Here is a 26,590-nt window from a genome sequence, read left to right as displayed (position 1 = left end):
CCCGAACCGTACCCGCGACCAAGGAGCAGCCATGAGCGACCCCCTCATCATCGAATCCCTACACAAACGCTATGGCGATCTGATCGCGCTGCAGGACATGAGCTTTCGAGTGGAGACCGGCGAGATCTTCGGTTTCGTCGGCAGCAACGGCGCAGGCAAGTCGACCACCATGCGGATCATCCTCGGCGTGCTTGCCGCCGACTCGGGTCGAGTTCTACTGGGAGAGAAACTGATCGACGGCGACATCCGGCGCCAGATCGGGTACATGCCCGAGGAGCGTGGGCTGTACCCGAAGATGAGCGTCGGCTCGCAGCTGCGCTATCTGGCTGAGCTGCATGGACTCTCGGCCGCAGCGGCCCGTCACTCCGTGCACTATTGGGTGGATCGGCTGGGGCTGGCCGCGCGGATCGACGACAACGTGGCTGATCTGTCCCTGGGCAACCAGCAACGCGCCCAGTTGGCCGCCGCCCTGGTCCACGACCCCTCGGTGCTGGTGCTCGACGAGCCGTTCTCCGGGCTGGACCCCGTTGCGGTGGACGTGATGGCAGATGTGTTGGTGGAGAAGGCCGGACACGGCATCCCGGTGCTGTTCTCCAGCCATCAACTCGACCTGGTCCAACGGCTCTGCGACCGGGTTGGCATCATCGCCGCCGGCCAGATGAAGGCCATCGGCACCGTCACCGAACTGCGCTCGCGTGGACCAGCCACCCTGCAGGTCAGCGGCCCCGACACCGCCACCCGCTGGGCCGATCACCTGCCGGGCGTGCTGGAGGTGACCTACCGCGACGACGACACGCTGCTCACCCTGGCCCCCGACGCCGACGACCAGCAGATCCTGTCCGCAGCCCTGGCCGCAGGCCCGGTCCGGCAGTTCGCCACCTCCACCCCCCATCTGACCGAACTCTTCCGAGAGGTTGTCTCCGCATGAGCACCACCACCCCAACCCAGAATGCTGCTCCAGCAACAGAATCCGATCGACCCCAGACAGTGACCGCACCCAGCGCCTGGCGGTCGATCAGTCTGGTGGCCCGACGCGAGATCACCACCCGGGCACGCACCCGATCCTTCCTCGTCACCATCGCGCTGCTGTTGGTACTCATCGTGGGCGGGCTGATCGCTGCGTCGGTGTTCATCGGTCCCGACAAGCCGGAGAAGATCGGCGTGGTCGGCAACCCTGCACTCTCACAACCCATCACCGCCATCGCCAAGGCAGGCGGGACGAAGGTGACCATCGTCCCGATCGCTGATGCGGCCGCCGCGCGCGCCCAGGTGGCCGACGGCAAGGTCGCGCTCGCCCTGGCACCAGGAGGCAACGGGGGCAGCGCGTTTCAACTGATCAGCAAGGACGAACCGGACGCTACGCTCGCCGCGATAGTGCGATCAGCGGTGTCACAGACCGCGTTGACCCAGGCTCTGGGTGAGCGCGGCGTGGACGCGAACGCGGTGGCCACCGCTGCCGCGCAACGCTCCACGGTGACCGAGGTACGCGTCAAGAAGCAGAACAAGGACGAGGGTCAACGCCTGGTCATCGCGTTCGCCGGTGCGGGTCTGTTGTCGATGGCGATCATGATCGGTGGTGCACTCGTGGCCTCGGGTGTGGTCGAGGAGAAGACCTCACGCATCGTGGAACTGCTGCTGGCCACCATCAAGCCTCTGCACCTGATGTGGGGCAAGATTCTCGGCGTGGGCGCAATCGCCCTGCTGCAGGTGCTGGTGCTCGGCGGGGCGGCGCTGATCACCGGCGCGGCCACCGGACTGTTGACCTTGCCCAGTACCGCGATATCGGTGTTCGCCGTTGGCATCGTGTGGTTCCTCCTCGGCTTCATCTTCTTCGCCACCCTGTACGCGGCTACCGGCGCGCTGGTCTCGCGTCAGGAGGAACTGGGTTCGGCCTCGGCCCCGCTGACCGTGTTGTCGCTGGGCATGCTCTACTCCGTCATCTTCGGATTCGATGCGCTGGACACCACGTTCCTGAAAACCCTCAGTTGGATCCCGCCGTTCTCAGCCACCCTGATGCCGATGCGCATCGCCACCGGCAACACCTACCCACTGCAGGTCGTCGGCACGCTGGTGATCATGGTGATCGCCTGCCTGGTCACAGCCTGGGTGGCGGCGCGGGTCTACCAGCGCTCGGTGCTGCGCACCGGGTCGCGGGTCAAGTGGACCCACGCACTGCGCTGAGGAGAAGTCCGCGTAACACGCGCGTAACACAGAAGCAACGCGCGCAGCCTAGCGTCAGCCACCATGGCTGAAGCTGCCTCAACCCCCTCGCGACCAGCGGGAACAGGTGTCGACATCACCGGGCTGACCAAGACGTTCGGGTCTCGACGCTCGACGGTCACCGCGCTCGACGATGTCACGTTGCAGACCCCCGAGGGCTCCTTCCTGTCACTGTTGGGGCCCTCGGGCTGCGGCAAGTCGACGGTGCTGCGCATCCTGGCCGGTCTGGAGACGGCCACCTCCGGCAGCGCGCTGATGAACGGTCGCTCACCCAAGGACCTACAGCGCGATCACGGTCTGGGCATCGCCTTTCAAGACTCCGCTCTACTGCCGTGGCGCAGCGTGGAATCGAACATCAAACTGCCGTTGCAGGTGGCCCGGATGCCGGTGGATGATGACCTGATCGCCGAGCTGATCGAGTTGGTGGGGCTCACCGGGTTCGAGAAAGCCAAACCCGCCACGCTGTCCGGCGGTATGCGCCAACGGGTCTCGATCGCCCGCGCGTTGGTGGTGCGGCCCACCGCACTGCTGCTCGACGAACCGTTCGGCGCCCTCGACGACATGACCCGCCAACGCCTCAACATCGAGCTGTTGCGCATCTGGACCGAGAAACCCGCCACCACCCTGATGGTCACCCACGGCATCGCCGAGGCAGTGTTCCTCTCCGATGAGGTGGCCGTGATGAGTCCCCGACCGGGCCGCATCATCGAGGTGCTGCCCATCGACCTACCCCGACCCCGGGTCCCGGAGATGATGCGCACCCCGGAGTTCCACGCGCTGAACGATCACCTGAGCGGACTGTTGTTCGGCCGCAAGGCACCTGGAATCGACGCCACCGGGATCGCCACCACTGGGATCGGCACAACGGGGGCGGATCTCACCGGAGCCGAGGCATGAGCACGGCGACGCTGACCGAGGTCCCCGCCCCCGGAACCGCCTGGTCTGGGGTGCGTGCAGCCGGAAACCGTTACGGCGCAGGCGCGATCGGCCTTGCGGCAGTTCTCGCCCTGTGGACTGCGGCCGGGGTCTTCGAATGGTTCAAGGGCACCATCCCCACCCCGCTGCGGGTGCTGAGCGCCATCGGCGATCAGGGCATCGGTTTCTACACCACCAACGCCCGACCCACGGTGGAGGCGGCCCTCACCGGATTCCTCTGGGGCAACGGTCTGGCCATCGTCGTGGCTCTCGTCGTGGTCATCGTGCCGACGCTGGAAGGTGTCGCCACCCAGCTGGCCATCATCTCCTACTGCACGCCGCTGATCGCGGTGGCGCCGATCGTGCAGGTGGCGTTCACCGAGGTCAAGACCTCCATCGTGTTCCTCGCCGCCATCTCGGTCTTCTTCACCACCATGATCGGCACGCTCACCGGGCTGCGTTCACCACATCAGGCCAGCCTCGATCTCGTTCGCGTCTACGGTGGTGGCGCCTTCGCCCAACTGTGGCGAGTCCGCATTGTCGCGGGACTACCCGCCATCTTCGGTGCCCTCAAGATCGCCGCTCCCGCAGCTGTTCTCGGCGCCATCCTGGGCGAGTTCCTCGCCGCCCCCCAAACCGGGTTGGGGCCGGCGCTCATCCTGGCCCAGCAGCGCGCCGCCATCCCCGAGGTGTGGGCGATTGCCCTGATCACCGGCGCGTTGGCTGGCATCGGCTACGCCATCATGGCGGTCATCTCCGCCGTGGCCACCCGGTGGTTCACCGGGGTCGGGTCGGGTGCGCGATGAGCGGCACCTCGATGGTCGGCACCATCGCACGCTTCCTGGGCTCGCTGCTGCTGTCGTTCGTCTTGATCCTGGCTTTGTGGTGGCTTTTCCTCGCCGCGTTCCCGTCCACCGACTTCATCGGCCGCAGCCCGGTGGAGGTCTATCAGGCCCTGTTCACCGATTCCACCGCGGAGACGTTCCGCTCGGACATCTTCCACAACCTCGGGATCACATTGCAGGACACGGGAATCGGCTTCGCCACCGGAATGATCGCGGCGGTGGTGGTGGCTGCGGTGTTCGTGATGTTCCGACCCGCCGCCCAGACGTTCATGCCGTTGGCCATGCTGCTGCGGTCGGTGCCGTTGGTGGCGATGACCCCCCTGATCACCATCATCGTGGGGCGTGGACCGGCCTGCGTGGCGGTGATGGGAGGCATCATCGTGTTCTTCCCGGCGCTGGTGATGATCATGACCGGGCTGAACAATGCGCCCCGCCAGATCGACGACGTCATCACCGCCTACGGAGGCACCCCGGCCACCTCGATGCTGATGGCAAAGCTGCCCTCGGCGGTGCCGTCACTGTTCGCTGCGGCCAAGGTGTCGGTGCCTGGGGCGATGATCGGTGCCACGGTGGCCGAATGGTTGGGCACCAACCAGGGTTTGGGGTCCACGCTGCAGCAGGCGCTGCCCGCCGCGAAATATGACGAGCTGTGGGCGTCGGTGGCTGTGATCACCGTCAGCTCCATCCTGCTCTACGCCGCGGTCGGGGTGATCGAGAAGATCGTGCTGTCTGCGATGGGCAGTCAGGCCACCTGAACGCCCCATCTCCCGCATGCGCTGCGCATCGAACCGTTCTGCCCCACAATCACATCCACACCCTGAACTCACGCCACCCACCACGTCCGTTTCATCCCATTCGACCCCAGCACCACCGACCACCCAGGAGCACCCATGTCCGCCACGTTCGATCGCCGCTCGTTCCTCCGATACTCCGTCGCCGCCGGTGGCGTGGTGGGGGCCTCCAGTCTGCTCGCCGCCTGTGGATCGGACTCGTCGTCGAGTTCTGATGCGATCAAGGTGCAGTTGTCATGGATCAAGAACATCGAGTTCGCCGGTGAGTACTTCGCTTTGGAGAAGGGCTATTACAAGGCGGCCGGCATCACCCCCGACCCGGTGCTGCTGACCGGCGGTGGCGCCGGCACCGGCGTGGAGACAGGTCTGACGGCGAAAAAGGTGTGGATCGGGATGACCGCGCCGCAGCTGACCGCGCCGGTGATCCTGCAGGGCGCCAAGCTCAAGACGGTGGCGGCGACCTACCAGAAGAACCCGTTCTGCATCATGTCCTCGGCCAAGAGCCCGATCGCCACCCCCGCCGACATGAAGGGCCGCAAGATCGGTGTGCAGGCCTCCAACGAGAACGTGTTCAAGGCGCTGCTGACCGCCAACGGACTCAAGGACAGCGACGTCGAGAAGATCACCGTGCAGTACGACCCGACGCCGCTGACCAAGGGCGAGGTGGACGGCTGGGTGGCCTACAGCACCAACGAGCCGATCACCTTGGCCGCCCAGGGATTCCCCACCGAGACCCTGTTGTTCGCCGATCACAACCTGCCGCTGGTGGCTGAGACGCTGGTGGTGCGTCAAGAGACGATCGACAAAGAGCGCGACAAGCTCAAGAAGTTCCTCAAGGCCGAGATCCAGGGGTGGAAGGACGCGGTGGCCAACCCCCGGATGTCTGCCGAGCTGGCCGCCAACAAGTACGGCAAGGACCAGAAGCTCAAGGTTGAGGACCAGGAGAAGGAAGCGATCGCCCAGAACGATCTGGTGGTCTCGGCCGACACCAAGGTCAACGGGCTGCTGACGATGACCGACCAGTTGATCGAGGAGAACATCGCGGCGCTGGCCAAGGCTGGATACACGCTCAAGGGTGCCGACATCTTCGACCTGTCGGTGCTCAAGGAGGTCTACGAGGAGAACCCCGACCTGAAGGCCTGATCATGTCGTGGCCCCAGCCGGATGGGGTTGGGTAACGTCGGGGCAATGTTCCGGTCGTTCGAGTATTTCCGCCCCGGCGCCGACCGCACCGCGACCACGGTGAGCTACCGCGGCATGTCGATGTTGTTCTGGGGTATCGGGGTGGCCCTGGTGATCGCGCTGATCGGCGCTGCGGTGGGCGTCTACAGCGTGTTCAGCAGCCTGTGGTTGCTGCCCGTCGGGATCGTGGTGACGGTCCTGGCGCTGGCCGGGGTGGTGTGGCTGGTGCTGCGAACCTACCGCCACTACGTGCGTCGCCTCACCGCCCGCGACGACGCCCGCCGCGGCATGGCCGGGACCCTGGACATGATCTCCCACCGGCACATCCGGAAGGTGAACTCGGGGCTGCGAACCTCGGTTTATGAGGCCCAAGATCACGCGCGGGCGATAGCCGGATCGCGGGCGGCCCGGGAGGGTCTGCTGGGCGAGGTGGACCTCGATGCCGACATGTACCAGATCTGTCGACTGGCGGTGGAGATCGATGGTCTCGAACGCGGCGATCTGCGTATCAGCACGGTGCTCGCCCCCGGAGTAGCGGGAAGTCCGCTGGCGGATCGGCGTGAGAAGTTCACCCGTCGCACCGCGGCGATGCGCCGGGCGGCAGAGGCCGTCGAGCAGCTCGACGCCGTGCTCGTGGTCGACACCCCCGCTGCCCGGCGCGGTCGGGGCGAACTCGGCCAGGGATCACAGTCGGCGGCCGAATCGGTGTTGGCGCGGGTGCAGGCCTACCGCGAGCCGGCCGAGTAGCGACGTCACCGGGCGTCGTCACTGCCGAACAGCTCAGTCGAACCCGTCGGCGAGGTGGTCGCTGATCACTGCTAGATTGCGCGAATACCGCTGGGCGGCAGCGGGTCCCCGCTCGGCGGTGATGGCCGCGATCAGACCCTCCAACACGATGGCGTGCGGGATGCGGGAGGTGATGGCCACCTCGTCGCGGAAACTGAAGTCGGCCATCCCGACCACCAGGGTGACGTCGGAGGCGTGTGCCAGCGCCGACCGCGAGAACGACGTCACGCCGATGACGGTCGCTCCCCCATGCCGGGCCAGCTCGGCGGCGCGCAGGCTGGGTCGGGTGGCTCCGCTGCCGCTGATCACCACCACCGCGTCACCGGCGCCCAACGTCCCGGCGGTGATCTGCTGGGTGATCACATCGGCTGGGGCCATTGCCCGCACCCCACGTGACATGAGGCGGGTCGCGAAATCCAGCGCCAGCGAATAGGACAACCCGTTGCCCACCACCACCACCGTGGACGCCGTGCTCAGCAGGGTGACCGCTGCGGTGATCGCGTCGTCGTCGAGCAGCGCCGACATCCCGGCCATCGAGGTGGCCGCATGATCGAAAAGTGCGTGCACGGTGGCCGCCGGACCGGCCGGGGGCGGCACCGCCGGGGTGATCGTGTCGGCATCACGGGCCAGCAGCACCCGAAGTTGTTGGTAGCCGCGAAGTCCGAAACTCTGACAGGTACGCACCACGGTGGCCCGCGACGCTCCGGCCTGCTCGGCCACCTGCTGGGCCGACATGTCGATGACGCGCGAGGCCGACTCCAACATAACAGTCGCCACCGCCCGTTCGGCCGGCAGCAGCGACGGCAACAGCGCCCGGATATGGGCGATGAGTTCGCCTGGGGCCCAATGCCGGTCGGCAGTCACCTCGGCCATGGCGCCTCACCCACGGGCGCTCCATCGGCCGGTGATGATGCGCTGGCGCAGCCGCCCCGACACCTGATCGATGATCACCGTGACCACGACGACCACGATGAACAGGGTGCCCACGGTCGACCACAGTCGGTACTGGACGTTCTGGGTGAGCATCGAGCCGATGCCACCGGCTCCGATGAGTCCGAGGATGGCCGAGGCCCGCACGTTGATCTCGAACCGGTAGAGCCAGAACGCCAACATCTCCGGCGACACCGACGGCCAGATGGCCCACCGGATGACACCGATGCGCCCGGCCCCACAGGCCCGAGCGGCCTCGATGGGGCCGGGGTCGGCGCCCTCGATCGCCTCGTATCCCCACTTGGACAGGGTGCCCACCGAACCCACCGCGATGGCCAGGGCGCCGGTGAACGGGGTGAGCCCGGTGACCGAGAGGATGATGATGGCGATGACCACCTCCGGTACCGCCCGCAACAACGCGAAGATCACCCGCAATGGCGCCCGAACCCACAGCGGGACAATCGAATTGGCGGCGAGGAAACCGAGCGGAAACGAGATGACCACCCCGATCACGGTGCCCAGCCAAGCCATCTCGACCGATTCTCCGGTGGCGCGGATCGCCTTGCCCACCGCGTCGACGTCCGGCGGTATGAACATCAGGCCGAGGTAGTGGACCAGATCTGCGGGGAAGGTGGTGAGCCGACTCCAGCGGATGTCGATGCCGGTCACCGAGATGACCAGCACCGCAACGACCATCGTCCACCCGAGGGCGCGCATCCAGTTGCGAGGCCGGGTGGGGCGGGGTGCGGTCTGCGCCGCGACCGGCGTGGTCAGGGTAGTCATCGGGTCAACCGCTTTCGCAACGCGCCGGAGGTGGTCTCGATGACGACCACGACCACCAGGATCTCCAGGATGATCAACGAGAGTTGGTGGTAGCGGTAGTAGTTGCGCACATCGTCGATCAGTGCGCCCAGTCCACCGGCCCCGACCAGACCCAGCACCGTGGAGGCACGGACGTTGAGCTCCAGGACGTAGAGGGTTTGCGCAGTGTAGGCGGGCACGATCTGTGGCCACAAGGCCGCGCGGTTGGCCTTGGTGCGGGTGGCCCCGGCGGCCAGCGCCGCCTCCAAACCCCCTGTGTCGGTGGCATCGAGCGCCTCGGACACCAGCTTCACCAGGATGCCCACGTTGAACAGGATCAACGCCATGATGCCGGGCAGCGCACCGGTTCCCACCACCGAGACCAACACCGCCGCCGACATCAGGTCGGGGATGGCACGAATCACGTTCATCACGCTGCGGACCGCGAGCAGCACCGGACCGTTGGGGTTGGAGACCCGAGATGCCAAGAAGATCAACGGGATCGACACCGCTGCGCTGATGGCGGTGGCGATGATCGCCATGTGGAGGGTCTCCAGCAACGGGTCGACGGTGTCGGGGAAGAACCAGTAGTCCGGGGCCAGCAGGTCGCTGATCTTGTCTGCGCCGTTACGCCAGTTGTCGATGATGTCGGCGATGTTGCCGTCCACGCCGTTCCACGCCAGCACAGTCAACGCGACGACCACCGCGACCACCAGCCAGCCACGCCACGCGGTACGCGGCTTGGTGGGTCGGTTTGAGGTGGTCGACGAGACCAGCGTGCGGGTGCTCACAGTTGCGCCCGAGCCTCGAGCACATCATCACCGGTCAGTGATCGGCCGTAGATCCGCTCGAAGACTGTCTCGTCGGCGTCGGCGCCGGTGCCGTCGAACACCACCTCGCCGCCCCGCAGGCCGATCAGCCGAGATCCGTACTCCCGGGCGAGATCCAGGAAATGCAGGTTGACGATCACGGTGATGGACAGGTCGGTGTTGATGCGGCGCAGGTCCCGCATCACCGTGTGCGAGGTGGGCGGATCGAGGGAGGCCACCGGCTCGTCGGCCAACATCACCCGGGGTTGCTGGGCCAACGCGCGGGCAATGGCCACACGCTGCTTCTGTCCGCCCGACAACGACGACGCCCGCTGATACGCCTTTTCCACGATGCCTACCCGTTCAAGGGCCTGCATCGCCAACTCGACATCGGCGGCGGCGAACGACCCAGTGAGGCTGCGCCACAACGGAGTTGAATGCAGCCGACCCATCAGCACGTTGTCGATCACGGTGCTGCGCTCAGACAGGTTGAACCCCTGAAAAATCATCCCGATCTGTGAACGCAGGTCACGCAGACCCGAGGAACCGAGCTGATCGACGCGGCGGCCCGCCACGGTGATGGCACCGGAGGTGATGGGCACCAGTCCGTTGAGCACCCGGATCAGGGTCGATTTGCCCGCACCGGACAGACCCACCACGGCCACCATCTGCCCGGCCGGGATGCGTAGGCTCACGTGGCTCAACGCCTGATGCCCGTTGGGGTAGGTCACGCTGACGTCGTCGAGCTCGATGTCGGCGGGCACCACCGACGCGGTCAGATCGGGGCGGGCGGGATCGGTGCTGGTGGCCATGATCAGTTGGCCCCCACCAGGTTTGCTTCCTGCTGGGCGGCCGCAAGGGCGGCGGGGTCGGCCTTGGCCAAGCCGGTGATCTGGTAGATGGCGTTCAGTGCCGCCACACCTTCCGGCGTCGCGGCGTAGTCGAGCAACGCCTTGGTGATGCGGTCCTGCCATTCCTTGGACAATCCACCCGAGAGCGCCACCCCGTCGTTGGGGATCTCCTTGGTGAGGGCGAACACCACCAGCTTGGCCTTGACGTCTGGGGTGTCGGCCACCACGGTGCTGCGGGCGTCCCAGTAGGACACGCCCACCTCGGCGTCACCCTTCTCCACCGCCAGCACCGACGCGGGGTGCGAACCGACCTGGGTGAGATCGAGATCGGACTTCACCGAGATGCCGTCAGCCTTCCACGCCGCCGCCGGGAACACGTAGCCCGCAGACGAACCCGATTCCAGCATCACCACTTTCGCACCCTTGGCCTTGGCGATGGAGTCCAGGCCGGCCGGCCCGTTACCCGAGGCGGTGCCGTTGCAGAACAGCAGACCACTGGAGTCGGGGGCAGGCTTGTCCGAGCAGTACTTGTCGGGCTTGTTGGTGAAGAATTGGGCGGCGTAGGTGGACTTGCCTTTTCGCACCGACTGCAGGGCGGGCACCGCGCCGTAGCGCTGGCAGGCCTGCACCATCTGCAGCGGGGGCAGCAGGCCGATCTGGGCCTGGTTGGCCCCGATCGCCTCGACGGCAGCCTGGTAGTCCTGGGTGATCACACCTTTGACGGTGATGCCCAGGCTCGTGGTCAGCGCCGCCTCCAGCGGCTTGACGGTGTCGACGAGCTTCTTGGAGTCGCCCGAGGGCACCAGCGCCAGCGTCAACTCCTTGGGGGCCGACGCCGACGAGCTCGACTTGCCGGTGCACGGAGCCGATGCGTCCGTCGACTTCGAAGAATCGCTGTCGCGTGCACCACATCCGGCGGCCAGCCCACCGACGAGCAGGGCGGCCGCCAGCACCGAGGTGGTGCGAGCCAGACGACGGCGATGGGGATGTCGGATGTTCATGGGGTTCCTCGTATGTCGTGTCGTGAAGCGGGACGGGTCGGGGGGTGAAGGCTCAGTGGGCAGCGGGGTGGCGGGTGCGGGCGTGCGCTGGGTCGACCAGCCAGGCGTCGAGGTCGGGCAGCAGCTCACCCAGGGTGGCTGCGCGCCAGGAGGGTGTCCCGTCGCCGAGCCCGAAGCGGTCGACATAGGCGGTGGCGCAGCCCTTCTCGTGGGCCGGGGCCAGGTCGTTGACCCAGATGTCGCCGATCGAGACCAACGGCCCATCGGCCACGTGTGCATCGATCACGCGGTGCAGTCCACTCGGCTTGCCTGCATCGGTGACGATCTCATCGAAGGCGCCGTCGAGGCCCAGCCGCGACAGTGTCTGCACCACACCGATTCCGGGAGCGTTGGTCACCAACACGGCCCGGAACCGGCGTTCGGCCAGCCACGTCGAGAGCCCGGTCGGGGCGGTGACATCCAACGCACCGGCAGCGAGCAGCGATCGACTGCGCCGATAGCAGTCGTCGCGCTGGGCGGGGGTGAGCAACCCGTCAGACAACGCCGCCACCGCGCTGTAACCGTCGATGTGGTCGGCGGCCTCGGTTCCGTCGAGGAACCGCGACAGTGCATCGGCGATGGGCCCGAACTTCTCATCGCCGATCAGCGACCCCACCTGCTCGGCGTACGCCCACACCGGGGCGTCACCGACGCAGACCGTGCCGTCGAAGTCCAACAGGACAGTGGTGCTCACGAGCGATGAACATACCGATCCATGAACGCAATGACCACAGTTCCCGGAGTTGATGAAACACTTGTTCACAGGGAGTTCACCCGACACCCGTCGAGTGGGCGGTAAACCCCGTCCACTGGGCGGAAACCCCCGTCGAGTGGGCGGTAAACCCCGTCGAGTGGGCGGTAAACCCCGTCGAGTGGGCGGAAACTTGCCACGCCGTCGGGGTGCGCACCCAGCGGGCTGGGCTTCTCCTGCGTCGGCTGGGCCACAGCGCACTTCGTGCTTTCGACCCACCGACATACACACCCGGCAGCGACCCACCCGACATCCACACAGATGCTGGGTAGCGTGTGGCGCATGGGACAAGCGGCACAGGGTGTTTCAGAGCTGGGCTACGCGATGGTGGCGTTCCCGCCGCAAGGTTCACGGGCGGTGTCGCCGGTGTCGGCGTGGGTGCTGCGCGAGACCGTTGGTATCCCAACCGATTCGGGCTCGCACGCCGCAGCCGTGACACTGCTGCGCCAGGAGCACCCGGCGATCGGACTGAGTGCGGCGATCTGGATGAACAGCACCTGTGGCGTGGCCCGGATCAACGCGCTGGCCGACGGCGACACGGTGACCGTGTCCACCGAGCTCCCGCACGACCTCGACATCGCGCGCTGGGTGTCGGCGACCACCGGCGGCTCGTTCGACGCGCTGCCGGTGCAGCCGTCCGCCATCGCCGGCACCCTTGCCCTGGCGGCGACATCGACGCTCACCCTGGCAAGCTGGGTCACTCCCCCGTCGGTGGTCTCATCCCGATCCCTCACCTCGACCTGGGGTGTGCAGAACGTGTTGCGCACCAACGGTGCTCAATGCGGACTGGCCTGGGATCCGTTGCTGGGCGTGATCGGGGTGGTCATCGATGCTGCCGACGGCGTGGTCATGGCCTCAGTCATCGCCGATCCCGAGATCGACCCGGTTCATGTCCAGGCCGCCGCGGTCCGAACCGCGGCGCGGTTCATCGCACATGAGGCAGTGCTTCTGCCGGGAGTGCCCAGCCAGATCCGACGCGACTGGTGGCAGGTGATCGACGTTGATCCCGACGTCGACGACGCCGAGAACACTGCCGTTCTCCCTGCATGGTCGGTGGCGACGAGTACCGAGTTGGTCAACGGCGAACTGGGGTTCTTCGAGGCGATGTGGACCGGACTCGGGGGCGAACTCTCCGACGACAACGCCGCCGCCGATGCCCAACAGTGGTGCGCGATGAGCTACCACGCCCACGGCATGTGGGGTGTGAGCGTCAGTGCCGCCCACGTTGGGACCCGTGTGTGGGGGAACGCCATGTTGGCAGCGCTCCGACTGCCCGATCCCCCACCTCCACCGCCCACCGGGCCGATCGTCAGGCTGCCGGTGGAACTGCGGTTCACCCACCCCTTCGCGGTTGCCGCGGTGTCGGTTTCGCAGAACCACCAGTCGCCATGGCATCTGACGCCGCTGCTGTGCGCGTGGGTCGCCGAAGCGGTGGAGGCCGACGGCTAGTTGGCGCCGGTGACGGTGAGAAAGATCAGCGCCACGTTGAGGATCACCACCACCGTCGCAATGGCTGCGGCCACCACCCGCAAGGTGCGTGAATCGGCGAATTCGCCCATCAGAGAACGGTTTGCGGTGAGGCGACCAAGTGGGATGATGGCAAACGGGATCCCGAAGCTGAGCACCACCTGACTGATGACCAAGGCGTTGGTGGGTTCCACGCCGCTGGCCAGCACGATCAGTGCCGGGATCAACGTGGCGGTCCGGCGCGCCAACAGCGGCACCCGAAACTTCAACAGCCCCTGCATGATCGAGGCGCCGGCGTAGCAGCCGACCGCCGTAGAGGCCAACCCCGAGGCCAGCAGTCCGATCGCGAACACGGCCGCGATCACCGGACCCATCGCGTCGCTGACCGCCTGGTGCGCGCCGTCGATGCTGTCGGTGCCGTCTTTGCCCTGCAGGTTCTGCGCGGCCAACAGCAGCAGCGCGATGTTGACCGCACCGGCGATCATCAACGCGGTCACCACATCCCAGCGGGTGATGCGCACCAGTCGCCGCCGACGGTCGATGTCCTCGCTGTACCCGTGCCGGTCGACGACCAGCGCCGAGTGCAGGTAGATGGCGTGCGGCATCACCGTTGCACCCAACATGCTGGCGGCCAACAACACGGTGTCACTGCCCTGCAGCCGTGGTACCAGTCCACCCAACACGTCGCCGGCCGACGGCGGGTTGACCACCAGACCGGCCAGAAAGCCGATGACGATGATCAGCAGCAACCCGCCGATGATCGACTCGAAGGTGCGTTGAGAATTGCGGGACTGAAAACCCAAGAGCCCCATGGAAACCACGCCGACGATCATCCCGCCGAGCAACAGCGGCAGATCGAACAGCAGCTGCAGGGCGATGGCTCCACCGATCACCTCGGCGATGTCGGTGGCCGCGGCCACCACCTCGGCCTGCACCCAGAACCCCAGCCGCCGCTTGGTCGACAGCCGCTCACCCAGCAGGCCCGGCAGCGTCTTGCCGGTGACGATGCCCAGCTTGGCCGACTGGTACTGGATGACCACCGCCATCGCACAGGCCATCACCAACACCCACACCAGCAGGAAGCCGTAACGGGCGCCCGCGGTGACGTTGGCGGCCACGTTGCCCGGGTCGACGTAGGCGATGGCGGCGACGAACGCGGGCCCGAGCAACGTGATCCCGGCGACGCGTCGCACGGGTGGCGTGTTCAACACTGGTGCGGCCATCGCACCAATGTGGCACACGGCGCGACCAGTTTCAAACCGACGAAGAAAAAGTTTCGGTCACCCTAAATCTGCTGTTCATACCCGTTATTTCTTACTCAACACCTGGTATCGACGCAGCGCTTCGGCGCGTTCGACACCATGGTCGACGATCGGCGCGGGGTAGTCGTCTGGGCGACCTGACTTCAGCTCGTGCACGGCCTTGCCCGCGACGCCGGCGAGTTCGGGCACCCAGCGCCGCACATAGTCGCCGGCGGGATCGAACTTGATGCCCTGCGTGGTGGGGTTGAACACCCGGAAGTACGGCGCGGCGTCGGTGCCACACCCGGCGGTCCACTGCCACCCGTGCGCGTTGCTGGCCAGGTCACCGTCGATCAACTGATCGAGGAACCACCGCGCACCCCACTGCCACGGCAAGTGCAGGTCCTTGACGAGAAACGACGCCACGATCATCCGCACGCGGTTGTGCATGAAGCCCGAATCCCGTAGCTGCCGCATCCCGGCGTCGACGATCGGATATCCCGTGCGACCCGCACACCAGGCGTCGAAGTGGTTGCGCGCCAACGCCCCGGTCTCCACCTCGATGTCGTCGAAGGTGCGGTTGAAGTTCTGCCAAGCACTGTGTGGCCACTGGGCCAACACCGAGGCGTAGAAGTCGCGAAAACCCAACTCGCGCAGATATGCCGTGGCCCCGTCGGCGGTCGGTGAGTGCTCTTCGAGCCTGGTGAGGTCGGCCAACATGGTGCGCGGGTGAATGTTGCCGAACTTGAGGTACGCCGACATCCGGCTGCTCGCGTCCAAGTCGGGACGGTTGCGGGCGTCGTCGTAGTCGGACACGTTGTGTTGGGCATATCCGTCGGTGCCCTCGAGGAACTGCGCCCACCGCGCCATGGCCGCATCCTCGCCCGCCGGAATAGACAGCGGTGTGCCGGGATCGGGGATGTCGACTCGCTGCAGCCCCGAATCAGCCACGCCCACAACGTCATCAGGGTGTATCCAGGCGGCGGAATCGACCCCGGTGTCGGCGGGGGCGCGCCACCCGTGTTCACGCCAGGCCCGGAAGAACGGGGTGAACACCTTGTACGGACCCCCGTCACCCTTGGTCACCCGCCCCGGTGCGACAGCGAATGATGTTCCCACTGAACACAACTCGATATCGCCTAGCGCCGTGGCCACCTCGGCGTCGCGGGCGATGCCGTAGGGGCTGTGGTCGCCGGTGATGTGCACCGAGCGGGCTCCGGCCGCCGCAGCGATCCGCGGGATCTGCTCGGCCGGCCGGCCGCGCACCACCAACAACCGCCCGTCGAGCTTGGCATCGATCTCACGCAGCGAGTCGAACAGGAACTGCGCGCGACGATCTCCCGAGGTGGCCAGCAGATGATCGTCGAGGACGAAGCAGGCCAGCACCCGATCGCTCGCCTGGGCCGCCTCCATCAGGGGCGGCAGATCCGACAGGCGCAGATCGCGGCGGAACCAGAGCACGGCAGCAGGCGAGGTGATCACCCCATCCATGGAACCACGGCCCACAGCCACCGCCGACGCGGCGCGGGCACAATGTGGGGCATGACCGACGGTGGCGGCAACACGGGCGTGGTCGATGGCGGTGCGATCAGCGTGTTGGTGGTCGACGACGACCCCGACGTCCTGCACTCGTTGCAGCGCGGCCTGCGGTTGGCCGGATTCGAGGTGGCCACCGCAACCGGCGGCGCGCAGGCGTTGCGCGCGATGCGGGATCGTCGGCCCGAGCTGCTGGTTCTCGACATCAACATGCCCGGCCTCGACGGCGTGGGTGTGGTGACGGCGCTACGGGCCCTCGGCGACGACATCCCGGTGTGTGTGCTCTCGGCGCGCGCCAGCGTCGACGACCGGATCACCGGGCTGGAGGCCGGCGCTGATGACTATCTGACCAAACCGTTCGACCTGGGCGAGCTGGTGGCCCGGTTACGTGCGCTGTTGCGCCGACGCTCCCCTGCCGCACCCGCACCGGTCGAGTCCGGTGCGATCGGCGCCGAACGGGTCGTCGAACACGTCCGCATCGACCTCGGGGCGCGTCTGGTGCTCAGCGACGGACATCCGGTCGACCTGACCCGGCGCGAGTTCGAACTGTTGGCGACGCTGGCCGAACACCCCGGCCTGGTGCTCAGCCGCACGCAGCTGCTGAGCCAGGTGTGGGGCTATGACTTCGTGGCCGATACCAACGTGGTGGACGTGTTCATCGGGTACCTGCGCCGCAAGTTGGAGGCGCACGGGCAGCCACGCATCATCCAGACCGTGCGTGGGGTGGGGTTCGTGTTGCGGCGGTCGTCGTGAATCGGCGCCCGACCCGACCCTCTGGTTCGGCGTCGCTGCGAACCCGAGTCACCCTTGCCGCAGCGGCGGTCACCGTGGTGATCGTCGCGTCGGTGGGCGCGATCGTGTGGACCCAGGTGGCCACCAGCGCGTACCGGGAACTCGACGCCCGCGTCGACACTCTCTCCGCCGCAGCACAACCCAGTATCTCCAACCCGAACGCCACCACCGTGGCCGACAGCGTGGCCGACGGGGTGTTGGCGACGGTACGAGTAGGCGGTGTGCCCGTCTTCTCCAGCCCCACCCAGATCCCGGTGCAGGAGACGGGCCGTCGTGACCTGTCCATCAACGGCGTGCGTTACCGGGTGAAAACCGTGTCAGTGCTGGACAAGTCGATCCTCAACGGACTGGCCGCAGCCTCGGTCGCGGTCCCGCTGAAGCCCACCACCGACCGCATCAACGGCCAGCGCAACGCGCTACTGCTGATCGGACTCGCCGCCGTGGGCGCCACCGCCCTGTTGGCGTGGCTGGCCAGCGGCGTGGCCATCCGACCACTGCGGCGCCTAGCCCACCACACCGAAGCCCTGGCCGTCGATGCACCCGCCGACGATCCCGAACGCATTGCCCTGCAGTCGATTCGCGGCGCCCGCGAGGCCGAGGACCTGGCCGGGGCGATGACGTCACTGCTGGCGCGTATCGATGCCGAACGCGAGCGCACCCGCGAGGCCCTGGCCACCGCGCGTGACTTCGCATCGGTCTCGGCGCACGAGCTACGGACCCCGCTGACCGCGATGCGCACCGACCTCGAGGTGTTGGACACCTATGCCCCCGACGAGGCGGCCCGCCGGGAGATCGTCGCCGACCTGCGCCGCGCGCATGCCCGTGTGTTGGAGACGCTGTCGTCGCTGGAGAACCTGGCCCAGGGCGATCTCGGTGGCCAGCACCGCGCGCACGCCGATGTGGTGGATCTGCTCGAACGGGTGGTCACCGACAGCGCCGCCCGCCATCGAGATGTGGACGTGAGACTGGCCGGCGCGCAATCGGTTCCCGGTCGGATCAACGAGGCCGGGCTGCGGATGGCGGTGGAGAACGCGGTGACCAACGCCGTGCGCCACGGCCGGGCCCGCCGCGTGGTGGTGGCCGCACACCCACGCGGACCGTCGCCCACCGACGGGGTGGAGATTTGGGTGGACGACGACGGCGTGGGCGTGGCCCCAGCCGATCGGGAGCGAGTGTTCGCGCGCTTCGAACGTGGCACCTCCGGCGAGTCCGGCTCCGGCCTGGGCCTGGCTCTCATCGCCCAACAAGCCCGATTGCACGGTGGCACAGCTCATCTCACCGACAGCCCGATGGGCGGGACCCGGCTGGTGTTGACCCTCGGCGGCTGAACGCTGCCCTGGGCCGCGGATGGCTCGTGACCTTGGTCCTCACGATCAGGGATGTTCGACAGGCGCGCTCCCCGCGGTGACCAGCCTGTACTGGAGGTCGTTCGGAGTTCACCGAGCACGACCCGGGGAGATCCATGAAGGTGTTGGTGGTGGTGGCCAGTCGGCACGGTGCCACGTTCGAGTTGGCCCAGCTGGTGACCTCATGTCTGGACAGCGCGCTGACACGGACAGGGATCCGAGCGCACGTCGAACTCGCCGACGCCGACGAGGTGACCTCACTGCTGGATGTGGACGCAGTGGTCCTCGGCAGCGCGGTGTACTTCGGGCACTGGCTGTCCTCGGCACACCACTTCGTCGACAAACATCGATCCGAACTCGCACTGCGTCCGCTGTGGTTGTTCTCCAGTGGTCCCATCGACGACCCGCGCGCCATCGAGGTCGCCACACCTGCCGATTCCCTGGGTGCCCGCAGCCACCACGTGTTCGGTGGTCGCCTCCATGCATCGGATCTGTCGTGGTCCGAACGCACGGTGGTCCGCGCACTGGGGGTCTCCGACGTCGACCTGCGTCAGCTCGGCGACGTGACCGATTGGACGACACACATCGCGGCCACGCTGGCGCACGAGTTTCCAGCAACAACACCGAGCGGTCGGCACTCCGTCGCCCCCGGTGTCACCGATGAGGAGTTACTGCCATGACAACCCACGTCAACCAACCGATCGTCGTGTGCGTCGACGAATCCGAGGCCGCCACCACGGCGGTCCGCTGGGCCGCCGACGAAGCGCTGCGTCGGCATTGCGACCTGCGGGTGCTGACTGCGGTGGACGAGAGCACACCGGCCATGTCGGGGTGGCCGATCCCACCCGAGTACTTCGCATCGATGCGTGAGGCAGCCGAACATCGCCTCGAGCGCTGCGCTGCGGTGGCCCGCGAGGTGATGGTCGGCGGATCGGCCGACCGCACACCGACGGTGACCAAGCGGATGGTGCGCGGGCCGGTGCGTTCAGGCCTCATCGAACAGTCCCGCGACGCCCAGCTGATGGTCATGGGTTCGCGGCATCCAGGCAGGCTGGCCCGCATCAGTTCGCTGACCACCGTCATGGCGTCACACGCGCACTGCCCGGTGGCCTTCGTCGACACCGAGGCCACCGCCACCGGCACGGCCCGCCCGGTGGTGGTGGGTGTCGACAGCTCCCCCATCAGCATCCAAGCGCTCGATGTGGCGTTCGCCGAAGCCGACCGCCGGGGTGTGGGCCTCACCGCGATCCACGCCTGGGAGGTGCCGTCGATCGACACCGATCCGATGTTCCCGGTCATCGACCTGATCGGGCACCGCCAGGCCGAGCAGGCGGTGCTCGCCGAGTGCATGGCCGGCTACCGCCAGGACTACCCCGATCTGTCGGTCACCACGGTGATCGAAGAGGGACATGCCGTGGATGTACTGGCTGCGGCCAGCCACGGCGCATCCCTGCTGGTGGTCGGCAGCCGGGGACGCGGCGGTTTCACCGGGATGCTGCTGGGGTCGACGAGTGCCGAGTTGCTCGGCATGGCGCGCTGCCCACTGATGATCGTGCGGCCGCCCGAGGTCGACTCGGCTCACGGACCACGTCGAGCGATGGCCTCGGTGTTCGCGAAACTGCACGGCTGACGCTTCAGTCACGACCAGGGAGCAGACCCGGTCTCCGAGCGGTCGGGGCTCGGAGACCGGGTCGCCTACTGCGCCGCATCCGGCTATGTGGTGGCCACGATGACCACAACGCCGCACACCAGGTCGTCGCAGGCGTAGGACACAGTTCGGGTGTCCGGTGCGATTTTCGTGTCCTGAACCGAGCGGAAGTTCCGACCGACGTACGCGGGCAGATGCTCGCGCACAAGGGGGTCGAGGGACTGCGGGTCGGCGGTTGGGCCACGGTCCTGTGGGCGAGTCGTTGCCTGCTGAACCCGCACCTCGAAGCCGCTGCCTGCGAGGAAGCTCCTGAGCTGTTCAGGTGTCAGTTCAGCGGCCATCCGCCACAACGGTTCTCGCGTTCCCACCACAGTGGCCCAGCGCAGCGACCCGGCAGGCAACGACGCGAACTGGCCGCGCGTCAGCCCATCGTCTGCGATCTGTTGCTGCGTTGGCCCATCGCGGCTGTGAACGCACCGAGCCCGCCGAATACGACCACAAGCACCGACAGTGCCCCCGCGACGATCAGCCAGGGCCGCCGAGCCGCCCAACGCTGCCGCCTGCGCATCGGATCGGCCGCATGTGCCGCCATCTCGCGTTCCACATCCAGCGCCGGCATCGGCGGCACACCCGGAACGGTCGATCTCACGGGAAAGAGTGTATCTGCGGTGCACGGGCTGCAAACGGAAGTGTTGAACCCGCCGTTCACAGTGATTCGCGTCGCTGGTCACTCAGCTTCACAAGATCTCGATGTACACCAGTAGACCGCACTTCTGTGCACCGCAGGCGAAATTGATGTGCCGGTATGCGTGCCCTGCTTGATTGTTGATCCCCCGGAAGTCCTCGGCACGATAGCCAGGAAGGTGTCGCCGCAACTGTGCGCGGAGCCAGTCCATTGGCATGAACCCTGCGAGCGGGTCCAACAGGCCTACCGAGACAGGTTGAGCCGCCGAATCATTCGCGCGCGAACTACTCAGAAACCCACTGAGCCTGTCCCGGTGGATCTCAGCCACCACTACGTAGCTCGGGTCGCGGCCTCCCCCTTTGGATGCACTGGCGATATCGGCTGCGGTCAGATCAGGCATGGCGCCATACTCTGCAGCCTGTTCAACCAGCTCCGTTTGGCTCGGACCGTCAACTACTCCACAGGCGGCGGCTGATGCCAGTACCACCACAGCAGCGGGGACCGATATGAAGTTCACTGCGCGAACTGGTCTTCGCCGATTTCCTGCAGCCGTCACGCCTTTCACGGAGCCGTATCGACAGGGATGGCGCGAATGACCCTGAACAGATACCCATCTTGAGTTGCAGGTTCCCAGTCAAAGCGGACGGCCTGACGGGGCGCGAGTCCTTCAATGCGGGAGTGACTGTTCTCTTCTCCCAATTCAATTGCTGTGTAGAAGGGCCAGCATCCGCCGGGCGCATCACAAGAGTCGATGACGCCCCAACCCTTGGTCACCCTCCACTTGCGGACCACACCATGACTAGACATTCAGCGCACCTCTCGTGTCGGGCTGGGGTTGTAGACACCGTAACCCTCGTTCGGTCCGGAGGTCCATGTGAAGATCCCGTCGATGACGACCTAACGAGGGCAGCTACCCCTATCGATCGGGTGAATTCACCTCTCGGGCAGCACGCTATTCGCGAGCACGCCGTGCCCCAAGCCAGGGAAATTTCGCCAGCCAAGGGCCTGGCTCAAGTTTGATGAGCATCGGGTAGGCTTCCTTCATGATTACAGTATGGGTGGCGCTCGAGAATGAAGCACCCGGAATGGACGCTGACATTGGCGATTGCGTCGAGCTGGTGTGCCAGTGGGGCAGCGCTCGCAATGTTCCCGAGGAGATGTTGTCGACGGTTCCGGGTGCAACGATGACGCCGATCGCTGGTGGTGTTCACCTCGCGTCCACCGTCACCGATCGATTCGAGGCGGTCGCAATTACGGGGCTACAGAAAAATCAAGTCGCAGATTTATTTCCGGGCCTGGCTTTCCAAGATAGATATCTCCCAGAATTCTCTCCAGTGGTTCCCACCATGTCCGGGGTGGTGATCGAGCGGCGCACAGTATGGAGCCGACAGCGTGGATACACCAGTGGTCCCCGGCTGCTCGTCCAGCCGCCCGGAGCCCAGCCGCCTACCAACTACTGTGCGCCACAGGCCATGATCCGCGTCGATGTGACATGACTAAGGGGAGTCGGCGGACTACCGACCACTTCTGACGTTGTATGACAGCATTGTATCTGGGCAGTATTCGGTTACCGTTTCATGGGTTGGATCAAAACAATATGAAGTGCCTCTACCAAACTGCGTATTGTCGGGAGCATATTGCGCGGACCCCAATCAGTGACCGCCATGAAACCGATGATGTCGATATCGGCGATATGAAACTTTTTAGCGTAAAAATAGCGGGTGCCGGAGGGTTGGTTTCGCCGGGTCTGATGGACCGGCACAGAGTCTTGCAAAAGTAACTCCACAGCGTGGTCCTCGACATGATGATCGACTCTGTAGTGCTGCTGGCCGAAGCGGCCTGCGGCACAACCACGTAGATTGTTCCAGTTGCCCGCCCGATCCTTGAAACGTGTCACGCAGTTATAGACGGCGGCACCGGATCAGCGCCCGCTACACCCACCCCCACCGACAACCCCACACACACCACCACACAGACCGCAGACCGCGATTCACGCCAACCACTTTCAGTCGTACCCCCAACCAATCCCCGCAGCGAACCGTACACACCACCAGGGGCCACCACCGGACAAAGACCGCAATGTCGGTAAAGGGCGATTTACCCAGCACGCCAGCCGCGCCAGGTCAATCGACCTGTGAAACCGCGCAATTGGACGCCACGCGCGTTCGGCTGACGCCGCACTGCACGGGGGCCGCGCAGGCACGAGTACGAAAACGACCCGATCTCCGAGCCGCCAGGGCTCGCAGACCGGGTCGTTCTCACGGTCAGATCAGGCAGCTCCGTCGGCTCAGCCGACACCCTGCAGGTCGATGACGAACACCAGGGTCTTGCCAGACAGTCGATGCCCGGAACCCTTGGGGCCGTAGGCCAACTCGGGCGGAACGGTCAGCTGTCGGCGACCGCCCACCTTCATGCCGGGGATGCCCTGCTGCCAGCCTGCGATCAGGTTGTCCAACGGGAAGTTGGCGGATTGTCCACGGTCCCACGACGAGTCGAACTGCTCGCCGGTCTCGAACTCGACACCCACGTAGTGCACGTCGACGATCCCGTGCGCCAGCGCCTCAGGACCGTCACCGACGATGACGTCCTTGATCACCAGCTCGGTGGGCGCAGGGCCCTCCTGGAACTCGACCTCTGGCTTGCTCATCCACGATCTCCCATGTCGACAAAGTTGCGTTCGGTGTAGCCGGTGTAGATCTGACGCGGGCGACCGATCTTGGTGGTCGGGTCGGCGTTCATCTCCTGCCAGTGCGCAATCCACCCGGGCAACCGGCCCAGGGCGAACAACACCGTGAACATACGCGTCGGGAAACCCATCGCGCGGTAGATCAGGCCGGTGTAGAAGTCGACGTTCGGGTATAGCTTGCGCTCGATGAAGTACTCGTCGTTCAGGGCGACCTCTTCAAGACCCTTGGCGATGTCGAGCAGATCGTCGGTGACCCCGAGAGTGGTCAGGATGCGGTCTGCGGTCGCCTTGACGATGGCTGCACGCGGATCGTAGTTCTTGTAGACGCGGTGCCCGAAGCCCATCAGCTTCACACCGTCTTCTTTGTTCTTCACCCGGTTCATGAAGGACTTGGTGTCGCCGCCGTCGGCCTTGATCTTGTCCAGCATCTCCAGCACCGCCTGGTTGGCCCCGCCGTGCAGCGGACCCCACAGTGCGTTGATGCCACCGGAGATGGAGGTGAACAGGTTGGCCTGCGACGAACCGACCAGCCGCACCGTCGAGGTCGAACAGTTCTGCTCGTGGTCGGCGTGCAGGATGAACAGCATGTCCAGCGCCTTGGCGACCTCGGGATCGATGTCGTAGGGCTCGGCGGGGAAACCGAAGGTCATCCGCAGGAAGTTCTCCACCAGGCTCAGCGAGTTGTCCGGGTAGAGGAACGGCTGCCCGACCGACTTCTTGTACGCATACGCCGCGATGGTGGGCAGTTTAGCCAGCAGGCGGATGGTCGAGAGTTCAACCTGCGCAGGGTCTTTGGGGTCCAACGAATCCTGGTAGTACGCCGAGAGAGCGTTGACCGCACTGGAGAGCACCGGCATCGGGTGCGCGTTGCGGGGAAAGCCGTCGAAGAATCGCTTGAGGTCTTCGTGCAGCAGGGTGTGCCGCTGGATCTTGGTGGTGAACTCGGCCAGCTCACTCGGGGTGGGCAGCTCACCATAGATCAAGAGGTAGCTGACCTCGATGAACGTCGACTTCTCCGCCAGCTGATCGATCGGATAGCCGCGGTATCGCAGGATGCCGGCGTCGCCGTCGATGTAGGTGATGGCCGACTTCGTCGACGCGGTGTTGACGAAACCGCCGTCGAAGGTGGTCATCCCGGTGGTGGCCAGGAACTTGCCCAACGCCACACCGGAACTCCCTTCGGTGGCGTCGACGATGGGGAGGTCGAGCTCGCCTCCGGGATAGGTGAAGGTGGTGGAACGGGGATCTGCCCCGTTCGACACTGTTTCGGCGGACACGCGGGCCCCTTCTCGACTGGCTGGATGACCTGGTGGGCCGGATCCAGATGTGCTGTTGCCTTTGCCCAACCTAGCTGTTGGCGAGCTCGCGTGCCCACGGAGGGTCGGCGCCCGCACGCGAAACGGTCACCGCCGCCGCACGCGCCGCGAAGGTCAACGCAGCACCCCACAGATCGGGTTCGAGATCGCGGATCTGACGTTGCCCCAGCGCGTCGTGGACGCCCAGCCAGTGCAGCAACGCGCCCACCACGGTGTCTCCGGCACCGATCGTGTCGACGGTGCTCACCTGCGGTGCCGCCACAGTCGTCTCGCCGCGGGCGGTGGTGACCGACAAGCCGCCGGCACCACGCGTGAGCACCACCGCGCCCACCCCGGCCGCCAGCCAATCCGCCGGCGTGGATCCGTATGGGCCCTGGGCCAACCAGTCCGCGTCGTCATCGGAGACCTTGATCACATCGATCGCCGGGAGCCAGGTTGTCAGGCGCGCACGGTAGGCGTCAGGGTCGGCGATCATCACCGGCCGGATGTTGGGGTCGACCATGATCAACCGACCGTGCGCGTGATGGGTGTGCATCATCTGCTCGTACACCGACGCCCCGGGTTCGAGTACCAACGACAGGGTGCCGAAACACAGGGCTGCCACCGTTCCCGGTAGCGGCCCCGGATCGGTGACCAGACGGTCTGCGGTGCCCTCGACGTAGAAGCTGTAGCTGGCCGCACCCCCGGCCCCGATGGAGGCCAACGCCAACGACGTTGGGGCGGGATCACGTTGCAGCACAGACAGATCCACACCGGCCGCACGCAGGGCGGCGATGATCTCGGCACCGAATCGGTCGGTGGAGACCCGCGAGCAGAACGACACCGCCGAGCCGAGTCGGCCCAACGCCACCGAGACGTTGAACGGACCCCCACCGAGTGCGGGCACCAGCGGCGGGAGCGGCGAGCCGATCGAGGCGAGGCGCTCATCGAGGACGAGGTCGACCAGCGCCTCGCCGCAGACCACGACCTCCTTCACGCGGGCGTCTCCGGTCCGAATCGCTCGAATTGCACCAATCCCCATGTGCCGGTCCATGATTGACCCGGCTCCATCGTGATCAGATCGTGACCGGTGGCCAGCGCGTCGGGGGGCGCGGTCATCGGTTCGATGGCCAGTGCGCGACCCCGGCCGGGAAATTCCTGCCCCTTCGCGGGGTCGGCGGTGAACACCTGAACCCAGCCGAAGTTGAGATCGGTCCACAGCTCGGTGGTCGCGCCATCGGGTGCGCTCACCCGGTGCCGAAAGCGACCGTCAGTGGCGGTCAGGTCGGTGAGCGGGGTGTCCAACCAGGTGCCCGCCAGCGCGCGCGGGGTGCGAAAGTCGAACTCGGTGCCCGCCACCGACACCGGATCACCCTGGGGCAGTTGCCGTTGGGCGTCCACGGGCTGCATCGAGGCCGCGGGCAGATGCACCAGGCAGTCGTCGATCGGGGCATCGCCGCAGCGCACGAAGGCGTGATGTCCCAGCGCGAACGGTGCCGCACCGTCGCCGACGTTGCTGGCGGTCAGGGTGACGGTGAGGCCGGTGTCAGCGGCCAGCTGATAGTGCACTCCGAGGGTGAGGTCGAACGGCCAGCCCGGGTGGCGCCCCACGTCGACGGTGAACGCGACGGCGTCGGTGGCCACGTCGACGACGGCGAAGTCGACTGTGCGCACGAAACCGTGGATGGCGTTTCCGCGGGCCGGTTCAGTCAGCTCAAGGTGGTGCTCGACCCCGGCGAAGGTGAAGCGGCCGTCGGCCACCCGATTGGGCCACGGTGCCAGGACCAGCCCGGCCGACATCGGAGGTTTGGTGCCCTCGGGCACCTCCCAGGTCTCGGTCAGCAGGCGGTCGCCGAACCGGAGCTCACGAAGCGCCGCGCCGCGCCCGACGAGGATCGCGCTGTAATCGCCTGCAGTAATCCGGTACTCGGCCACCTTGCGAGTCTGACACACGCCGACGATGCCGGACGTAG

General features: G+C 66.3%; 27 protein-coding genes and 2 pseudogenes. 14 read left to right on the top strand and 15 right to left on the bottom strand.

The features are described 5' to 3' along the window. The first annotated feature begins 31 nt into the window (after positions 1-31). From KIK15_RS06730 to KIK15_RS06700, 7 genes are all read left to right on the top strand, one after another. Positions 32-928 (top strand): ABC transporter ATP-binding protein, encoded by an 897-nt coding sequence (locus KIK15_RS06730; RefSeq protein WP_214243429.1) that lies wholly within the window; start codon positions 32-34, stop codon positions 926-928. Then, positions 925-2,181: an ABC transporter permease gene (locus KIK15_RS06725; protein ID WP_214243428.1), complete on the top strand. Its 1,257-nt coding sequence runs from the start codon at positions 925-927 to the stop codon at positions 2,179-2,181. The genes KIK15_RS06730 and KIK15_RS06725 overlap by 4 nt, the downstream gene beginning before the upstream one ends. Positions 2,182-2,244: 63 nt before the next feature. Continuing rightward, entirely contained in the window at positions 2,245-3,117 is an 873-nt protein-coding gene (locus tag KIK15_RS06720; RefSeq protein ID WP_214243427.1) for an ABC transporter ATP-binding protein, read from the top strand. Beyond that, positions 3,114-3,941, top strand: coding sequence for an ABC transporter permease (locus KIK15_RS06715; protein WP_214243426.1), 828 nt, complete (start codon positions 3,114-3,116; stop codon positions 3,939-3,941). Before KIK15_RS06720 ends, KIK15_RS06715 begins: the two co-directional genes overlap by 4 nt. Next, positions 3,938-4,735 (top strand): ABC transporter permease, encoded by a 798-nt coding sequence (locus tag KIK15_RS06710; RefSeq protein WP_214243425.1) that lies wholly within the window; start codon positions 3,938-3,940, stop codon positions 4,733-4,735. The genes KIK15_RS06715 and KIK15_RS06710 overlap by 4 nt, the downstream gene beginning before the upstream one ends. Before the next feature lie 135 nt (positions 4,736-4,870). Then, positions 4,871-5,914, top strand: a complete 1,044-nt coding sequence (locus KIK15_RS06705) for an ABC transporter substrate-binding protein (RefSeq protein WP_214243424.1) — start codon at positions 4,871-4,873, stop codon at positions 5,912-5,914. A gap of 45 nt (positions 5,915-5,959) precedes the next feature. Further along, entirely contained in the window at positions 5,960-6,700 is a 741-nt protein-coding gene (locus KIK15_RS06700; protein WP_214243423.1) for a hypothetical protein, read from the top strand. A 33-nt stretch (positions 6,701-6,733) separates the two neighbouring features. Here the strand turns inward: KIK15_RS06700 and KIK15_RS06695 are convergent, their stop codons facing one another. From KIK15_RS06695 to KIK15_RS06670, 6 genes are read right to left on the bottom strand one after another with little or no spacing between them, the layout of a single operon-like run. Beyond that, a complete protein-coding gene (locus tag KIK15_RS06695; RefSeq protein WP_214243422.1) occupies positions 6,734-7,612 on the bottom strand; it encodes a MurR/RpiR family transcriptional regulator in 879 nt (292 codons plus the stop codon). Positions 7,613-7,618: 6 nt separating this feature from the next. Then, complete coding sequence (phnE, locus tag KIK15_RS06690) at positions 7,619-8,452, bottom strand: phosphonate ABC transporter, permease protein PhnE (protein WP_214243421.1); 834 nt, start codon at positions 8,450-8,452, stop codon at positions 7,619-7,621. Continuing rightward, complete coding sequence (gene phnE / locus KIK15_RS06685; protein ID WP_307851769.1) at positions 8,449-9,261, bottom strand: phosphonate ABC transporter, permease protein PhnE; 813 nt, start codon at positions 9,259-9,261, stop codon at positions 8,449-8,451. The genes phnE (KIK15_RS06690) and phnE (KIK15_RS06685) overlap by 4 nt, the downstream gene beginning before the upstream one ends. Continuing rightward, positions 9,258-10,091 carry a phosphonate ABC transporter ATP-binding protein gene (phnC, locus tag KIK15_RS06680; protein WP_214243420.1) on the bottom strand — a complete coding sequence of 278 codons (834 nt, stop codon included), beginning with the start codon at positions 10,089-10,091 and terminating at the stop codon, positions 9,258-9,260. Before phnC ends, phnE (KIK15_RS06685) begins: the two co-directional genes overlap by 4 nt. A gap of 2 nt (positions 10,092-10,093) precedes the next feature. Then, positions 10,094-11,131 carry a phosphate/phosphite/phosphonate ABC transporter substrate-binding protein gene (gene phnD, locus KIK15_RS06675; RefSeq protein WP_214243419.1) on the bottom strand — a complete coding sequence of 346 codons (1,038 nt, stop codon included), beginning with the start codon at positions 11,129-11,131 and terminating at the stop codon, positions 10,094-10,096. 52 nt (positions 11,132-11,183) lie between these two features. Beyond that, a complete protein-coding gene (locus KIK15_RS06670; RefSeq protein WP_214243418.1) occupies positions 11,184-11,864 on the bottom strand; it encodes an HAD family hydrolase in 681 nt (226 codons plus the stop codon). Between the two features lie 339 nt (positions 11,865-12,203). Between KIK15_RS06670 and KIK15_RS06665 the strand changes: the two genes are divergently transcribed. Then, positions 12,204-13,370 (top strand): hypothetical protein, encoded by a 1,167-nt coding sequence (locus KIK15_RS06665; protein WP_214243417.1) that lies wholly within the window; start codon positions 12,204-12,206, stop codon positions 13,368-13,370. Here KIK15_RS06665 and KIK15_RS06660 read toward each other — a convergent pair. Further along, entirely contained in the window at positions 13,367-14,611 is a 1,245-nt protein-coding gene (locus KIK15_RS06660) for an Nramp family divalent metal transporter (protein ID WP_214243416.1), read from the bottom strand. The genes KIK15_RS06665 and KIK15_RS06660 overlap by 4 nt on opposite strands. Positions 14,612-14,695: 84 nt before the next feature. Then, the gene (locus KIK15_RS06655; protein WP_214243415.1) at positions 14,696-16,120 is read right to left on the bottom strand and encodes a deoxyribodipyrimidine photo-lyase; all 1,425 of its coding nucleotides are present in this window, start codon (positions 16,118-16,120) and stop codon (positions 14,696-14,698) included. 51 nt (positions 16,121-16,171) lie between these two features. On the opposite strand from KIK15_RS06655, the pseudogene KIK15_RS18870 reads away from it, so the two are divergent. The 5 genes and pseudogenes from KIK15_RS18870 to KIK15_RS06635 all read left to right on the top strand — a co-directional run. Next, a pseudogene (locus KIK15_RS18870) lies at positions 16,172-16,580 on the top strand (response regulator); the annotation flags it as partial. A gap of 95 nt (positions 16,581-16,675) precedes the next feature. After that, positions 16,676-16,918, top strand: a pseudogene (locus KIK15_RS18865) (winged helix-turn-helix domain-containing protein); the annotation flags it as partial. Next, entirely contained in the window at positions 16,915-18,285 is a 1,371-nt protein-coding gene (locus KIK15_RS18725; RefSeq protein ID WP_214243413.1) for a HAMP domain-containing sensor histidine kinase, read from the top strand. The pseudogene KIK15_RS18865 and the gene KIK15_RS18725, both read left to right, overlap by 4 nt. A gap of 134 nt (positions 18,286-18,419) precedes the next feature. Further along, positions 18,420-18,983: a flavodoxin domain-containing protein gene (locus KIK15_RS06640; protein WP_214243412.1), complete on the top strand. Its 564-nt coding sequence runs from the start codon at positions 18,420-18,422 to the stop codon at positions 18,981-18,983. Further along, positions 18,980-19,933, top strand: a complete 954-nt coding sequence (locus tag KIK15_RS06635) for a universal stress protein (RefSeq protein WP_214243411.1) — start codon at positions 18,980-18,982, stop codon at positions 19,931-19,933. The genes KIK15_RS06640 and KIK15_RS06635 overlap by 4 nt, the downstream gene beginning before the upstream one ends. A 439-nt stretch (positions 19,934-20,372) precedes the next feature. On the opposite strand, the gene KIK15_RS06630 is transcribed toward KIK15_RS06635, so the two are convergent. Next, entirely contained in the window at positions 20,373-20,600 is a 228-nt protein-coding gene (locus KIK15_RS06630) for a hypothetical protein (protein ID WP_214243410.1), read from the bottom strand. Positions 20,601-20,688: 88 nt separating this feature from the next. Further along, positions 20,689-21,036 (bottom strand): hypothetical protein, encoded by a 348-nt coding sequence (locus KIK15_RS06625; RefSeq protein ID WP_214243409.1) that lies wholly within the window; start codon positions 21,034-21,036, stop codon positions 20,689-20,691. Positions 21,037-21,679: 643 nt separating this feature from the next. On the opposite strand from KIK15_RS06625, the gene KIK15_RS06620 reads away from it, so the two are divergent. Continuing rightward, the gene (locus KIK15_RS06620) at positions 21,680-22,132 is read left to right on the top strand and encodes a hypothetical protein (RefSeq protein ID WP_214243408.1); all 453 of its coding nucleotides are present in this window, start codon (positions 21,680-21,682) and stop codon (positions 22,130-22,132) included. 71 nt (positions 22,133-22,203) lie between these two features. On the opposite strand, the gene KIK15_RS06615 is transcribed toward KIK15_RS06620, so the two are convergent. The 5 genes from KIK15_RS06615 to KIK15_RS06595 form a co-directional block, all read right to left on the bottom strand. Then, positions 22,204-22,533, bottom strand: a complete 330-nt coding sequence (locus KIK15_RS06615) for a hypothetical protein (protein WP_214243407.1) — start codon at positions 22,531-22,533, stop codon at positions 22,204-22,206. A 390-nt stretch (positions 22,534-22,923) separates the two neighbouring features. Next, positions 22,924-23,283 (bottom strand): FKBP-type peptidyl-prolyl cis-trans isomerase, encoded by a 360-nt coding sequence (locus tag KIK15_RS06610; protein WP_214243406.1) that lies wholly within the window; start codon positions 23,281-23,283, stop codon positions 22,924-22,926. After that, complete coding sequence (locus tag KIK15_RS06605; RefSeq protein WP_214243405.1) at positions 23,280-24,599, bottom strand: citrate synthase; 1,320 nt, start codon at positions 24,597-24,599, stop codon at positions 23,280-23,282. Before KIK15_RS06605 ends, KIK15_RS06610 begins: the two co-directional genes overlap by 4 nt. Positions 24,600-24,669: 70 nt before the next feature. Continuing rightward, the gene (locus KIK15_RS06600; RefSeq protein WP_214243404.1) at positions 24,670-25,614 is read right to left on the bottom strand and encodes a carbohydrate kinase; all 945 of its coding nucleotides are present in this window, start codon (positions 25,612-25,614) and stop codon (positions 24,670-24,672) included. After that, positions 25,611-26,552 (bottom strand): aldose 1-epimerase family protein, encoded by a 942-nt coding sequence (locus KIK15_RS06595; RefSeq protein ID WP_214243403.1) that lies wholly within the window; start codon positions 26,550-26,552, stop codon positions 25,611-25,613. Before KIK15_RS06595 ends, KIK15_RS06600 begins: the two co-directional genes overlap by 4 nt. Positions 26,553-26,590 lie beyond the last annotated feature (38 nt).

The sequence above is a fragment of the Williamsia sp. CHRR-6 genome (assembly GCF_018474015.1).
Taxonomy (GTDB): domain Bacteria; phylum Actinomycetota; class Actinomycetes; order Mycobacteriales; family Mycobacteriaceae; genus Williamsia_A.
The sequence above is the reverse complement of the archived record's forward strand: the minus strand, read 5'-3'. Positions and strand labels throughout refer to the sequence as shown.

What these genes read in the sequence shown, in the direction of transcription:
- KIK15_RS06665 (WP_214243417.1), top strand. Translation starts at nt 12,204, where the DNA reads ATGGGACAAGCGGCACAGGGTGTTTCAGAGCTGGGCTACGCGATGGTG.
- phnD (WP_214243419.1), bottom strand. Translation starts at nt 11,131, where the DNA reads ATGAACATCCGACATCCCCATCGCCGTCGTCTGGCTCGCACCACCTCG.
- KIK15_RS06700 (WP_214243423.1), top strand. Translation starts at nt 5,960, where the DNA reads ATGTTCCGGTCGTTCGAGTATTTCCGCCCCGGCGCCGACCGCACCGCG.
- phnC (WP_214243420.1), bottom strand. Translation starts at nt 10,091, where the DNA reads ATGGCCACCAGCACCGATCCCGCCCGCCCCGATCTGACCGCGTCGGTG.
- KIK15_RS06720 (WP_214243427.1), top strand. Translation starts at nt 2,245, where the DNA reads ATGGCTGAAGCTGCCTCAACCCCCTCGCGACCAGCGGGAACAGGTGTC.
- KIK15_RS06640 (WP_214243412.1), top strand. Translation starts at nt 18,420, where the DNA reads ATGAAGGTGTTGGTGGTGGTGGCCAGTCGGCACGGTGCCACGTTCGAG.
- phnE (WP_214243421.1), bottom strand. Translation starts at nt 8,452, where the DNA reads ATGACTACCCTGACCACGCCGGTCGCGGCGCAGACCGCACCCCGCCCC.
- KIK15_RS06695 (WP_214243422.1), bottom strand. Translation starts at nt 7,612, where the DNA reads ATGGCCGAGGTGACTGCCGACCGGCATTGGGCCCCAGGCGAACTCATC.
- KIK15_RS06625 (WP_214243409.1), bottom strand. Translation starts at nt 21,036, where the DNA reads ATGCCTGATCTGACCGCAGCCGATATCGCCAGTGCATCCAAAGGGGGA.
- KIK15_RS06715 (WP_214243426.1), top strand. Translation starts at nt 3,114, where the DNA reads ATGAGCACGGCGACGCTGACCGAGGTCCCCGCCCCCGGAACCGCCTGG.
- KIK15_RS06710 (WP_214243425.1), top strand. Translation starts at nt 3,938, where the DNA reads ATGAGCGGCACCTCGATGGTCGGCACCATCGCACGCTTCCTGGGCTCG.
- KIK15_RS06610 (WP_214243406.1), bottom strand. Translation starts at nt 23,283, where the DNA reads ATGAGCAAGCCAGAGGTCGAGTTCCAGGAGGGCCCTGCGCCCACCGAG.
- KIK15_RS06730 (WP_214243429.1), top strand. Translation starts at nt 32, where the DNA reads ATGAGCGACCCCCTCATCATCGAATCCCTACACAAACGCTATGGCGAT.
- KIK15_RS06620 (WP_214243408.1), top strand. Translation starts at nt 21,680, where the DNA reads ATGATTACAGTATGGGTGGCGCTCGAGAATGAAGCACCCGGAATGGAC.
- KIK15_RS06725 (WP_214243428.1), top strand. Translation starts at nt 925, where the DNA reads ATGAGCACCACCACCCCAACCCAGAATGCTGCTCCAGCAACAGAATCC.
- KIK15_RS06705 (WP_214243424.1), top strand. Translation starts at nt 4,871, where the DNA reads ATGTCCGCCACGTTCGATCGCCGCTCGTTCCTCCGATACTCCGTCGCC.
- KIK15_RS06660 (WP_214243416.1), bottom strand. Translation starts at nt 14,611, where the DNA reads ATGGCCGCACCAGTGTTGAACACGCCACCCGTGCGACGCGTCGCCGGG.
- KIK15_RS06655 (WP_214243415.1), bottom strand. Translation starts at nt 16,120, where the DNA reads ATGGATGGGGTGATCACCTCGCCTGCTGCCGTGCTCTGGTTCCGCCGC.
- KIK15_RS06635 (WP_214243411.1), top strand. Translation starts at nt 18,980, where the DNA reads ATGACAACCCACGTCAACCAACCGATCGTCGTGTGCGTCGACGAATCC.